At 61.1% G+C, this 12,971-nt stretch carries 11 protein-coding genes, 1 tRNA gene and 1 pseudogene; 6 read left to right on the plus strand and 7 right to left on the minus strand.

What is annotated here, in order from left to right:
• Positions 1–59 precede the first annotated feature (59 nt).
• Positions 60–386 carry a hypothetical protein gene (locus ACIP5Y_RS06930; RefSeq protein ID WP_400348266.1) on the plus strand — a complete coding sequence of 109 codons (327 nt, stop codon included), beginning with the start codon at positions 60–62 and terminating at the stop codon, positions 384–386.
• Between the two features lie 102 nt (positions 387–488).
• Here the strand turns inward: ACIP5Y_RS06930 and ACIP5Y_RS06935 are convergent, their stop codons facing one another.
• The gene (locus ACIP5Y_RS06935; RefSeq protein WP_400348267.1) at positions 489–1,418 is read right to left on the minus strand and encodes a 2-deoxy-5-keto-D-gluconate 6-phosphate aldolase domain-containing protein; all 930 of its coding nucleotides are present in this window, start codon (positions 1,416–1,418) and stop codon (positions 489–491) included.
• Positions 1,419–1,461: 43 nt separating this feature from the next.
• Positions 1,462–2,676, minus strand: a complete 1,215-nt coding sequence (locus tag ACIP5Y_RS06940; RefSeq protein WP_400348269.1) for an Ig-like domain-containing protein — start codon at positions 2,674–2,676, stop codon at positions 1,462–1,464.
• A 237-nt stretch (positions 2,677–2,913) separates the two neighbouring features.
• Between ACIP5Y_RS06940 and ACIP5Y_RS06945 the strand changes: the two genes are divergently transcribed.
• The 4 genes from ACIP5Y_RS06945 to ACIP5Y_RS06960 all read left to right on the plus strand — a co-directional run bounded on the left by ACIP5Y_RS06945 (position 2,914) and on the right by ACIP5Y_RS06960 (position 5,552).
• Positions 2,914–2,989 (plus strand) — tRNA-Lys (locus ACIP5Y_RS06945).
• Between the two features lie 181 nt (positions 2,990–3,170).
• Positions 3,171–3,542 carry a hypothetical protein gene (locus ACIP5Y_RS06950; RefSeq protein WP_400348270.1) on the plus strand — a complete coding sequence of 124 codons (372 nt, stop codon included), beginning with the start codon at positions 3,171–3,173 and terminating at the stop codon, positions 3,540–3,542.
• Complete coding sequence (locus tag ACIP5Y_RS06955; protein ID WP_400348273.1) at positions 3,539–4,564, plus strand: tyrosine-type recombinase/integrase; 1,026 nt, start codon at positions 3,539–3,541, stop codon at positions 4,562–4,564. The genes ACIP5Y_RS06950 and ACIP5Y_RS06955 overlap by 4 nt, the downstream gene beginning before the upstream one ends.
• Positions 4,565–4,646: 82 nt before the next feature.
• Positions 4,647–5,552 (plus strand): DUF2637 domain-containing protein, encoded by a 906-nt coding sequence (locus tag ACIP5Y_RS06960; protein WP_400348275.1) that lies wholly within the window; start codon positions 4,647–4,649, stop codon positions 5,550–5,552.
• Between the two features lie 7 nt (positions 5,553–5,559).
• On the opposite strand, the gene ACIP5Y_RS06965 is transcribed toward ACIP5Y_RS06960, so the two are convergent.
• On the minus strand, positions 5,560–6,291 hold the full coding sequence (locus tag ACIP5Y_RS06965; protein ID WP_400348277.1) for a hypothetical protein: 732 nt from the start codon (positions 6,289–6,291) through the stop codon (positions 5,560–5,562).
• 226 nt (positions 6,292–6,517) lie between these two features.
• Between ACIP5Y_RS06965 and ACIP5Y_RS06970 the strand changes: the two genes are divergently transcribed.
• Positions 6,518–6,808 (plus strand): hypothetical protein, encoded by a 291-nt coding sequence (locus tag ACIP5Y_RS06970; RefSeq protein WP_400348278.1) that lies wholly within the window; start codon positions 6,518–6,520, stop codon positions 6,806–6,808.
• 140 nt (positions 6,809–6,948) lie between these two features.
• Here the strand turns inward: ACIP5Y_RS06970 and ACIP5Y_RS06975 are convergent, their stop codons facing one another.
• From ACIP5Y_RS06975 to ACIP5Y_RS06990, 4 genes and pseudogenes are all read right to left on the minus strand, one after another.
• Positions 6,949–7,251, minus strand: coding sequence for a hypothetical protein (locus ACIP5Y_RS06975; RefSeq protein ID WP_400348280.1), 303 nt, complete (start codon positions 7,249–7,251; stop codon positions 6,949–6,951).
• Between the two features lie 115 nt (positions 7,252–7,366).
• A complete protein-coding gene (locus ACIP5Y_RS06980) occupies positions 7,367–8,059 on the minus strand; it encodes a hypothetical protein (RefSeq protein ID WP_400348281.1) in 693 nt (230 codons plus the stop codon).
• A gap of 633 nt (positions 8,060–8,692) precedes the next feature.
• On the minus strand, positions 8,693–10,705 hold the full coding sequence (locus ACIP5Y_RS06985; RefSeq protein WP_400348282.1) for a hypothetical protein: 2,013 nt from the start codon (positions 10,703–10,705) through the stop codon (positions 8,693–8,695).
• Positions 10,706–11,847: 1,142 nt separating this feature from the next.
• Positions 11,848–12,773: pseudogene (locus tag ACIP5Y_RS06990) on the minus strand (zinc-binding dehydrogenase).
• Positions 12,774–12,971 lie beyond the last annotated feature (198 nt).

Raw genomic sequence — 12,971 nt, forward strand, 5'->3', positions numbered from 1 at the left:
ATAGCGTTACTCGGGGGAAGTCGGGGCCCCTGGTCCGTGCTCGACCAGAAAGTCATCTCGTGAAACGTTGCGCCGCAACCGCTTTACTCGCCACCGCCATGGTCTCGGCTCTACCGACCGTGGCCTCCGCAGACATCGTGTTGCAGGACGCGCCGCACGCCACGTCGACATCGACAGCCGACTCGAGTGATCCGATGCAGACCTGGGCCGGATCCTCCGGGTCTTCGACCTTGTCCTCCAACGCCGTCCTCGGATACGCGGGCGGCTCGGCCACCACCGGCTCGGCCGGTACCAAGGGTCTGTGCGCGGTGACCGGCAGCGCCTGGGCGCTGGCCGGATACGCGGGGCTCGGCTGCAGCCCGACCGGGCCCGGAACCATCGGCTGACAACGCGCGATCCGCGCTCGAGCACGACGGAGGGGCACCAGCAATCACGCTGGTGCCCCTCCGTTCTGGATATCCGGCTCAGCTCAGCTGTCTCGATCCGGCTCAACTCAGCCAGTGCGCGGCGAATCCCGAATAGCGGGCGGCGATTTCATTGCGGGCGGCAGCGGCCGCGGCGGCGCCGTGGTCGGACGCCTCGTAGTCGCGCACGACCTCCTCCCAGATACTGCGGCCGATCGCGAACCCGACGAAGGCCGGGACCTGCACCGCCACATCGATCCAGTGGTCGAGTCGTTCGGTCGGCGCATCCCGGCCCAGCACGATCAGGTCGGTGCCGCGCCCGCCCGCCTTCGCCTGATCCGCCACGTGGCGCGCGCCGTCGACGGTCTCGAAGCCCTCGACCTTCCACAGCTCGGGCTCGATGCCCGCCACCTGATTATCCGAAATCACCTGCGCCACCAGACCGGGACGAACATCACGGTCATAGACCCCGGTATCGCCGCCGACGCCGGCGAGCTGCGCGTCGGTGGCAGGGACCAGCAGTTCGTACAGCAGTGGGACACCGATCTTCTGCAGTCCGGCGCCGACATTCGCAAGGTCGGTGAGCTGTTCTTCACGGCTCTTCGCATCGAAATCCGGATTGTCGCGGACCAGCACCTTGGCATAGGCGGGCCGGATCCGTTCGACATGCTCCAGCCAGCGGTCGCCGTACTGCAACGTGAACCAGGGATGCCCGCTCGCCTCCACCGGCACCGCGAGCACCACCGGCGTCGTGGTCTGCTCGACCGAATCGATGACCGCCTGGCCGTACAGCTCGTCCACGAGCACGCCGCGCCGGCCGCTACTCAGCGGCCCGACCTCGTTCAGTCCATCGAAGATCAGCTGTTTGGCCGACTGCATCGCGGCGGCCTGGTCCGCGGTCGGCCGATCGTTCACGACGCCGAACAGCGTCTTGCCGAACGACTCTCGATGGTCCATCGCCAGGATGAGCAGCGGATCGTCATGCTTCGGTCGCCAGGCTGCCGCAGCTGTCATACGACCCGACGCTACGCCTGGCTCCGACCCGCAACAAGAACCGTCACGCGCTGGCGTTTCCGGCCTTCCACTGCTCCCACGGAATGTTCCAGTCGCCCAGGCCGTCCACACCGGACAGCGTCGGGCCCACCGTGTTCTTGATGACGGTGACATCGCCGCGCTTGACGTTGTCGTACACCCATTTGGCATCTGCCGGACTGAGATTCAGGCAGCCGTGACTGGTGTTCGAGTAGCCCTGCTGCCCCACCGACCACGGCGCGGAATGAAAGAAGATACCGGAGTAGGAGATTCGCGTCGCCCAGTCGACCGGGGTGCGGTAGCCGCCGGGCGCGTTCACCGCGACACCGTAGGTGGAGGAATCCATGATGATCTTGTCGAACTTGTCGCCGACGAGGTAGATGCCGTTGTAGGTGGGCGTGGAATCCTTGCCCATGGAGGTCGGCATGGTCTTGATCACCTCGCCGTTGCGTTCCACCGTCACCATCTTGGTGCTGTCGTCGGCGGTGAAGACGGTCGCGTCGCCGACGGTGAAGCTCGAGGTGATGTCGCTGTCGCCGACCAGTCCGTTGCCCAGATCCTTGCCGTAGGCGCCCACCGCGATATCGACCTTCGTGCCAGGCGCCCAGTAATGCTCGGGCCGCCAGCGCACCTCACGATTGTTGACCCAGTAGAACGCGCCCTCCACCGGCGGCGTGGTCGTGATCTTGATCGCAGCCTGCGCGGCATGCCGGTCCGGAATGTTCTCGTCGAACTGCACCGCTACCGGCTGCCCGATGCCCACCACCTCGTTCTCCGCCGGCAGCAGGTACGGATGCGTGCGATTGTCCGGCGAAATTGTGGTGAAGCTCATGCTGGAGTTGCCGGCGCCACCCAAACCGATGGCCTCCACGCTCAACTTGTAGGTCCGCCCGAACCCCAGCTGCTCGGTCAGCGTCCAGGAGCTGCCATCCCCGGCGATCTCCCCCGCCACCGGCTTCCCATCCGGATTGGTCAACGCCACCTTGGTGATCAGCCCATCCTCGACCCGCAAGGACAGATCGGTGGGCGACACCCCCTTGTCACCGTCTCTGACCGGCGAAATCAGCTTCGGCTTGATGAGCTCCCCGACCGGATTGGAATCGATCGCCACCCCCGCGGAGTCCTGCTTCCCGCCCGCGGAACACCCCGCCACCGCAAGCACGGACAGCACCGCCAGGGAAACCGTCCACCGTGCCGAATGGTTCCCGACCACTCGACGCCAACCCAGACCATCGCTCATCGCAACCCCACTCTTCATGTCTCGTGCGCGGCAAACCGTCCTGCCCCTCGACAGAGGCCTCGCACCTTCATCCTCACCCACCCCCACGGTGTTACCACCAGACCCCAATCCCCCCATCCCCAACAAACCCCCAGCTAGACGGCACGATTTCACATTCCACACACATCCCTGTTAATGTTCTTTCCGCACCGCAGAGCGGCCGGAACCAACAGGAACCAGCCACCCGGCGATCGAAATGCGCCATTAGCTCAATTGGCAGAGCAGCTGACTCTTAATCAGCGGGTTCGGGGTTCGAGTCCCTGATGGCGCACCATTTCTCTGCTCACGAGCAGAACAACCGTGTTACGTGCTCTAGTGCACTGGAACACCCTTCCGCTGGTTCTTCAGCCAGCGGAATTCTTCCTTCGAACCAGAGCGGCGCAGTGCCGCCGGTCGTTCCCCTGGCCTCACCCAATTCGGTTGTCGTCCCGCGTGCGCGGGGGCGACTCGAGGTGATGCCGCCCACGTCCTTCAGCCGGGTTACGGTGGTCTTCGGATCGGTCCTGGTCAACTATGCCGGCCGGATCGCCGAGCGATCGGTCCTGTCGTCGCTGGGCTGGGCAGCGGGAACGCCGATCGATATCGAGCCCGTCCTGCCCGATGTCCTCCTCGTGACCTCGTCGCCGCAGAGTGTCTATGCCATTGCCCGCAATGGCCAGTTGCCGATTCCCGCCCCGATCCGGCGCGCGGTACGCCTGCGGATCGGCCACCGGGTGCTGCTGGCCGCACACCCGGATCAGCATCGGCTGATCATCGTCTGCCAGAACGCATTCGACACCCTTGTTGCGGGAATCCGCGATCTGATCGACGGGGGTGAACAACGGTGACGACCTCTGCGCAACCGGTCAACGAGGCCGAACTCGACGCCGCCCGCACGCTGCTGGCCCGGATGGGCATCACGCCCGCCGACCTGCTCGACATCCGCCCGGCCGCACCGACTTTCGCCGAGTACATCCCCCTCGTGCGAGCCAGGGTGGTGGCGGCGGGAACCCTGAAGACGTACAACACGCATTGGAAGACGCTCGAAAAGCAGTGGGGTGCACGTCGTATCGACGAGCCGACAGTCGGCGAGATCACCGATATGCGCGATGCCGCACGCCGCAACGCCAAGCAGGATCGCAATGCCCGTGACGGTCGCGGCGCTGCCGAGGCCATGATCGGTGCCCTGCGGTTCTTGTACCGGCACGCCGAGAACGACGGGCTGATCCGGGCGGGCGACAATCCTGCCCGGCGGGTGCCCAAACCTCGCCGAGTCCCGTCCACCCGCCGGGGACTGCCACTGAGCCAGATCGCCGAGATCGCCCATGCCGCCGCCACCACCGGCAACGACCCGGACCTGGACACCCTGCTGCTGCGGCTGCACTCAGAGACCGCCTGCCGCCGTGGTGGAGCGCTGGCACTGCGGCCCGATGATCTGGACCCACAGCAATGCCTGATCTTCCTGCGAGAAAAAGGCAAGGTCTCGCGCTGGCAACCGGTCTCCCCGACGCTGATGGCCAACCTGCTCCATCATGCCCACACGCGCGGCGCGCACCCGGGGGAACAACTGCTGCGCTATCGAAGTGGCAAACCCATCACCCGCCGCCGCTACGACGGCCTGTGGACCCGTATCGGGCTCGAACTGCCCTGGGTGGAGAAACAGCAGATCAGCACACACTGGCTCCGGCACACAACCCTCACCTGGGTCGAGCGAACCTTCGGATACGCGATCGCTCGCGGCTATGCCGGCCACGCCGAGAGCAAATCCGACGGCTCGACCGCGATCTACGTGCGCGCCTGCCTCGAGGAAATCGCGCTCGCGCTGGCCACTCTCACCGGGGAACCGCATCCACTCGCCATCGCATCCTGATCCACCATCGACACCCGACCACGTCACCGCAGCCGTCGAGCGCACAACGCGGTCGGGTGCCCGACACTGATGGAGCTTGCTCATGACCGCTGTCCGGTCTTCCGTGCGCACAAGCGAAATCGAGTCCGCACGACCCGTCCACACCCGTCCCGAACCGTGCTCTTCCGCCTCCGTCCGCTTCTTCTGGTGCGTACTGATCGTGTCGGTCGCCGTGAGCATCTCGGGCAACGCGACACACGCAGTCCTGCACACGCGTTCACTGGCCATCGTCGCCGCCGCCGTCGCCATCGTGCCCCCGGTCGCGCTGATGACTGCCGTGCACGGCGTCACGATGATGCTGCGTACGCACACCCAATCCAGGCTCATCCACCTGCTCACAACCTTCATGACCATTCTGATCGCGGCCGGCGCGTTCCGATTGTCGTTCACCGCGCTACGTGATCTCGCGATCATGGCCGGAATCGCGCAGCCGGAAGCCTGGATCTGGCCCATTATCATCGAGGGCTCCATGGCCCAGGCAACACTCGCCCTTCTCGCCATCGCCCACACCCCCATCGACACCCGTGCGCACGCGGCGTCGACGATTCCGGAACCAACCGCCGCAGCTGCCCCGCACGATCGATCGACTGCCGGCCCTACGCACGACACGCACGAACACGAATGCGCCTCCGAGGTGTGCACACCAACTCAGCCCTCCCCCACTGGTGAATCCTGGACTCAGGTCGCGGAACTCATCTGCGCCAGCGACCCTGCCCGCCGCCGCGACCCCGCAGTGGTGGCACAAGTCCTCACCCGTCATCACGACAACGGCTGGAACACCTCGCAAATCGCTCGCGAGATGAACCGCAGTCGCTCCAGCGTCAGCCGGGTCATCAGCCAAGCACGTGACCTGCTGGACAATCGCACAATCCGATCTGCCGGTTCAGCCAGCCGACGTCGATCCATCGGTTCGCAAGCTCGATCGACGGCCGCAGCACACGAGCGATGAAGAAGCCCTACCCACCGACGTACGTTTCGAGATATTCCTTCGTCGCCGACCACATTCCGTCCGCAGCTTGAGCGGCAAGCCGCGTACCGACCTTGTCGCGCAACCAACCGAGGATTTCTGTGGCTCTGGAGGGCTCCGGGCCCGAAGGACCCGCCTCATCGAGGTCGTTGATCATCTGCGTTACGGCCGCTCGATCGTATGTTGCAAGGCTGGGGACATCCCTGCGCAGCGCGGAAATCAGGTCAGGCCAGGCCACACTCTCAGTGGCCGTGGCCTGAGGTTCATGAACTCTCAACTCGGCGTTCTGATCGCCGCCCGCCTGGGCAATCGTCGTGTTGCCAATCACAGGACCTGCGAACTGAATTGAAGGACCTACGTTCGAGCCATGGTGCATGTCATATCCTCTCGTCGTCAGCCAAACGCGATACTCGGGGCTACAGAACGCGATCGAGACTGGCGATCGGCGAGGAAGCCGCAGCCAGCCCTCGTGTTGCGCACGCCGCTGTACCTGAATGACCTGAGCAGGTGTCAGGCCACATGTATCTACCCAGCGTTGGATGTCAGCGGAGGACCACGGGCCGGGAGCGCGTTCGGCAACGGCCCGCAGAAGGTCGCGTGCGAATCGCTCCGAATCCTCCGAAGCGAGGTCGCCAAGGCGCTCGGCCCGAAAGTAGCCATACGCGACAGAAACAGGAAACGCAATGAGCATCAACAGGCCCACCGCAGCATCAAACGGCATATCCCCCCTTTGACACCAGCAAGCCTCGGTTGCGTGAGCTGCACCGATCGGCGAGCCAAGCCTGCCTATCCGACAATCACCGTCGGATTCTACAGCGCGCCAATGATACTCAGTGCATGTTACCCAACTGATCGGATAGCGTGTTAGGTTTGTGAGCTGCGGAAACTGTTGGGGCACTGTTGTGGTGGGGGTTGGCGGCTTCTCGTCGGAGCGGGGCAGGGTCGGTGTGGAAGCGGTGATGGTGGCCTGGCACGAGGAGCTCGCCCGGCGCGAAGCGGCGGCGGCCGAGCAGGTCGAGCGGCTGCGAGGACAGATCGCGGAGTTGGCCGAGCAGTTGAACGCGGCCGAGCAGTTAATGTCGCGTCTGACGATCACGCGGGAGACGATGAGCAAGATCCTCGTCGAGGCCGATGGGCCGGACGAGATCGATGTGAACTCGACCGATTCCTCGCCCAGATCACCTATCGGGCTGATGCTGGTTCCGCAACGGAGGCCGGGAATGCCTCGCTGGCGCTGAAGCCAAACTGACCCAACTCGACGAGGAAGCAGCCCGGAGAACCGTTATCGTCTACCTCGACATGCCGACAATCACCCAAACTGACACCTACACAACAGCTTCCGAACGGTGATGAGGTCGCGACCCCGGCCGAGGCAAGCTCACTCGCGTTGAACGGCGACGCTGCCTCCCAAATCCTCAATTATCGCGATCACCTCGTCGATACCGCGCGGCTTCTGCTTATCAAGTGCAGCGAAGAATTCAGGAATCTGGTTGTAGGCGGGCGAATTGGAGGCAGCCACTACCTGAACAGTGACGGTTCCATCTTCTTCCCGCTGCTCAACTTGGATCCGCCAGTCACACCCAAGCAGAAGTTTGTCCGGTGAAGACCCAACAACGAGCGTGGGGGTATCCGGGGAGATGGACTTGATGAACACAAGCGAGTGCCCTGTCTTCAGGTTCATACGCTGATCCTCCACTCGAATATCAGGCTCGGTTTTGATTAGACCCGCAGGCATACCTAGCGATCGATGATTCCGAATGCGCTAGCGCGCCATTCGATCCCGGGTGCTATTGATATCATGAGCACATCGCATTGAGTTGCGATCTACTAGGCTCGAATTTCAATGAGCCTACACCGTATTTCATCTCCAGCTCCTGTGTAGTCAATTTCCTAGTTTTACTCCAGCTGGTAATATCTTCTTCAAACGACGAATTCGTTTTAATAACCTCCCACTTTTGCCCGTCACTCCACGCGTCGTACACTCCCCTGCGAATGTACTCGAATCGAGCGGCTTCCGCGGTCATATTTGCCAGATAGCTCACTGCACGACGATCCCCCCCTTCCAACTTGAAGTTGCCCCTAGGGCCCGCTTTGATGCGATTTTCGACATATTTTCTGTAAGTGGTAAGCGAATCCCTGAACCGATCTTTACCGAACGACCAATCATCTGGAAACCTCTCATAGGTGACACGCATATTATTGGAATAGAATTCATTATCCTTACCGGTGGTGCTAGGCTTTGCGGCCTTGTCCGCTTCAAGTCCGAGCTCGAAGCTCACAATTTTCGTGTTGTCGTCCGGCAGTGAGGCGTAGTACATGTAGAGATTCGCGGGGTTAAACCAGAGGGTCAGCTCTACGTCGCCAAGTTTGATCTGCGCACCGAATGCCGTCTGTCCGGGCCTATAGTCCTTGTAGACCTGTCTCAACTTATTGATCAATAGATTGTAGTTACCTTTGTCGCTTATGTCGTATTTCTCGGGGGCGGCCACGATAAGAGTCCCTTCTTGATGGATCGTTTTGTTTTATTAAATTCGGCCTAATTTATGTTTGAGCCGTGTTGTGCCGTGATAGGTGGGAATGGGGGCCGACAGTGGTTACATCCAGGGAGGCCAGGCCTCCCCGCGAAGCGGTGTTGATCACTTTGTTGCGCTCAAACTCTGGTTACGTCACCGGTCAGTGTCGATGCGAACGCCCCGGGTGAACTCGGCGACGTATTCGGCGAAGGTGCCCCAGGGGAAGTTCGCTCCGACATCGGTGTGTGTCGATCCACTACAGTTGCCATACGAATGCTCCTCGATGATCTAGAACCAGGCTCCGAGCCCGACTCCGGATGAGACCGTGAATCGTGTGATTGGCCCCGGAGAGTCCGACGCGCGCCCAGGGCAACCGGGATGCTATCCCTTGTGTGTCTGCCGCGGCTGTGCCGCTTCGATGCGGCACAGCCGACAGTCACCGGCGATCACGGTTTCGTATTGGAATGGGAAAGCTTGTCGACGAGGTGACCCCTGTTATGGGTCCCGCGTCCGAGATCATTGGATTCCGTTCTCATATTTAGCTGGCCTGGCTAGGTTCGGCCCAGCCCTGTCCAATCCGGCTGATGAGCAGTCAGCCATCGAGCACAATCAAACCTTCCCGAATTCCAAGCTGACGTTCTCTGTTGTGGGCATCGAAGATGGGTAGAAGTTAACATCTATCGCCCTATTTTTCGACGATAAAATAGCGTAGGCGTTCGCCGACTTGAACTCGACTTTGTAATTTTCATCGCTACCAGAAGGTACCGTTGCATTCAGCGTCAACGTCTGCCCATCCTTACTGACCTGAACTGATAGAATAATCTTAAAGGTCCCGCTGTGGGGCTCGATGATTTCGGCCAGCTGAGCTAGTTCTCCCGAACTGAAATATCCCGGTACCCAGCAAATCGTGTAGCGTTGGGTGCTCCCATAGGGAGCCCCCCAGCCAATAACCTGAGAAGACCGGTCACCCCGCACCGTATTCAGGTCATAACTTGGCGAAGGTAAAGATACTGTGAGGTCATCTGCGAGATTTTCGAATGGATTCATACAGAAGAGATTTGCCAATTCGGCCTGGTTTAGAGTCACTGAGATATTCACGGTCACCGCGGGTGGATTTACGTCTACCGTCAGAGAGTCGGACTTTAGGGTTTGCGGCGCACGCTTTGAAATCTGCTCCTCATCCCAGCGCTTTGGATTGATCGCGAATCCAGGTCTACCGGAAGCGGAGATAATATAGTTCGGCTTCCGGGAGTGTTTGTCGGTCCCGCGCACTGTGTAGTCACCGCCAAGTCTGATTTTCAGAGCATCGTCAGATTCCTTCGAAGGCTTGACTTCAATCGCTGTTCCATCTACTTCATAATCCTTGTTCGTCGACAAAAGCTCAACGTAAGGTTCGATAGAGCCTTCTTTCTTGGTCTTAATATCCAAAACTCGCGTATTCACACCTGGAGAAACGCTCAGCGTCACTCCCTCGGTACCATGGGTATTGATCTGGATCTTCGTGGATGGCAGGTCGAGAGATTTTTCGAAGTAGTGATCGTTGCCTTTGGGCCATTCGAGGGTGTTGAGCAGATTGTTGAGATGGTTGTCGTCCAGTTCTGTCAATGGAGGGGCTGCGTCGACTTCTCTCTTTTTCTTCGCAGACCAATCTTGGGCTTGCTGGAGGAGATTTGCTCTCATACCGGGGTCCAAGCCAAACGCATCGTACTTGAATTTTTCCCTGGCGATAGCATCGACTCGTGTGTTGAGTGCGGCCTTGAATGCAGCGGCTACCGGAGAGTTCCAGAGTCCGTGCATGGATTCTTTTATTTGCTTGATGAATTCTGTGCGGACATTGAGCGCGATGGTGGCTATGAATTCGTCGGCCGCTTTGCCGAGTGGCTGCCATTCCTTCTGGTGGGTTACCAGTGCTTGGCGGAGGCTGGTTGCGGTGTTTCCGTGGGCGTGCTCAGCTGTGAGGATGGTGGTGGTGATCTGGAGGGCTTGGCCGGCGAGCAGTTCGTAGTAGCTGGCGGCCCAGGCTGTTGTGGAGTCGTACAGCCATTGGGAATGCTCGGATGCCGGGTTGAGGAGATCCTTCACAAACGCGTTCCAGGTCATGTCCCGATTCGGGATCAGGTCGTTCTCCTGCGCCCGGACTGCTGCTGATTCGTCGAGCATCGATTTGGCGACGACGTAGAAGCCTGCGGCGAGTGCGGCGAGCGTACCGATGGGGCCCAATGCGGCGGCCAGGGTCGCGTAGCCGCCGATCTCGGCGCCAATGGACCCCACTTCGATGACGAGAAACCCGCTGTTGATGAGCACGCCTGCGAGATCGCTGGATTCCCATGAGGTACCCAAGCCCAGCAGGTTCCCGACCACGGGAATGACGGCGGCCACGGCGGCGGTTTTCTGCAGCGCCGTCGCATCGCTATTGAACGCTTCGACGATGCCGGTAATCCACAGCGGCGCAGACAGCGCCGCCGACCCCCAATTCTCGTTCAGATAATTGCGTGTCTTCTCGTACGGGACGAAGAACCACTCCTTATTAAAATTCGCTTCCAACTGCGACTCGGTGAAAATCGGTGTCTTCGTCTTCAGCTCTGCGACCTTGCCGGACACGAGACGCTCGCGGCCGGTCATCAGCTCGTTTCGTACAGTGTCCCAGTCAACCTGTCTGAAACAGCTCGTAGCCATGTGTTCCTCTCTTTCTGTTCTTTCCGTGTAATATGCACTGCCTGTCGATGGTTGTGGAAGTGTCGATATATAGGAGCGCTCGTGGGGACTCCTCATTTTTACCACTTCAGCCCCGCGTTGCCGATTACCTATAGGCCAGGATTTGAACCGAGAACTTTTCAGCTCTTGACCGTCTGGAAAAGTAACTATCGAATTCGGATACGGCCATTGTGGTGTCCTGTCTTCTGGTACCGGTCGGAGGTGCTGGCGCTGTGCCGCAACGATGCGGCATGCCAACGGTCACCTGCGATCACGGTTTCCATCCGCAGTGGCAAAACTTTGTCGACGTGGTGACCCCTCGTTATGAGTCTTCGATCCGGGATCGCCCCTCGCGTGGACGACCTGTCGTGACGACGTAGGCGTGATCACAGGTGCAGGGTGGGTCGGTGAGACTCCGGCGTCCAGCGAAGGACAGACACCATCGACGTTTTCCTACCGGCCTGTCCTGCCCGTGGTGACGGTCGGGCCCGATCGGGACGACTCGGACAGACTTTGCCGGGCAGATGCCGACAAGTTTTCCGGGCACATTCCGTGGAATCCACGCAGACGAAGCAGGGAGAACCGTCATCCGCGCTAGAAGACAGCTGTAGACGGCGTTTCATTCACTGCCGTGGGCAGGCTGGCCGTGTGTGTCGTGAATATCTAAGCGGCGCAACAACTTTGCAGCAAAAATTGGTAGCTCCAGTGGCTGCCAATGGGGTTCGCCCGCGATCCGGGGAACAGTGCCGGCGCTCACTCGAAACCGGATTGTCCACGCAAGATTATCGCCTGACGGATTTCGAGCATTACCCCCACACACAATGCAGATCGGCTCGTTGTCGACGCCGTCGGGCGACTCCTGCGCGGCTCACGCACCAACTGACGCGTGAGCGACGCCGCACCGTATCGGAGGGCGCTCACGCCTTATTTTCAGCCTTGACCCGCACGCGGTCTGGGTCACGTTGACGCTGTGGGCGCCGCCCGGTGCAGATGCCGAGTTCGCATCGCGGCGCACCGATTCGGTCGAGTTCGATTGCACTCCATGCGACCACGGTGGCGCCTCCCCATCCTCAGGGGCGGACCAGGACTTTGAGTGCCTCACGGTCGTTTATGAGCCGGTAACCCTCGGCAATATCTTCCAGGCCGACGGTGCGGTCGAAGGCTCGGCCAGGTTGGATGTCGCCGTTGAGGATGTGGGGCATGAGCTCAGGGATGTAGGCGCGCGACGGTGCGACACCGCCGGTCAGGGTGAGGTTGCGCATGAATTCACCGAACCCGAAAGGATCGCAGGGTATTGCGGGGCGCCCACACGGCTGATGACACCGCCGTCGCGGACCACCCCAGCCGCCTGGGCGAGGGCATCGGCGAAGCCGACACATTCGAGTACCCGCGTAGTACCGCCACGGGTCAGTTCCCGGACCGCGGCGACGCCGTCTGTGCCGCGCTCGGCGACGATGTCGGTGGCACCAAACTCGCGGCCGAGGTCGGTGCGCTGGCTGTGGCGACCCGTCAAGAGATCTGTTCCGCGCCGAGCAGTTTCGCGGATATGACCGCGGACAAGCCGACCGCGCCATCACCGATCACGGCCACGGTGTCACCGGGTGCGACACCGGCGGTACGGGCTGCGTGATAGCCCGTGCACAGCACATCCGATAGCGTGAGCAGGTCCGGCAACAGATCGGAATCCTCGTCAACGGGCATCTTGACCAGGAATGCCATCGGCATACGGGGTACGGGCTGCCTAACCTGGCCACCGTCGGAGGCGCCCACCCCACTGCCCACCATCAACACGGAGGTCTGCGGGCCCCGGCGGCAGTATTCACAGGTGTTGTCGGAATAGGCGAACGGAACCACGACCAGGTCACCGGGTTCGACAGTGCCCACCTCGGAGCCGATGTCCGCGACCACGCCAGGAAATTCATGCCCCATATGGCAGGGGTTGTCGGTGCGCGCCGCGGACTTGTAGGGCTACAGGTCGCTGCCATATACAGGCCAGCGCGACACGGATCACCGCGTCGGTCGGATTCTAGATCTCCTGGTCGCCGACGTCTTCGACACGAACGTCACCGGCCTGATACAGCAGGGTTGCGCGCACAACAGAGTTACCTTTCCTCAGCGTTCGTTCGAGTAGCTGAATCAGCGCATGTTGTTGCGAAGCAGGATGTTTCAGATCTTGGCGAACAGACGACGATCG

Source organism: Nocardia sp. NPDC088792, from assembly GCF_044750615.1.
Lineage (GTDB): Bacteria > Actinomycetota > Actinomycetes > Mycobacteriales > Mycobacteriaceae > Nocardia.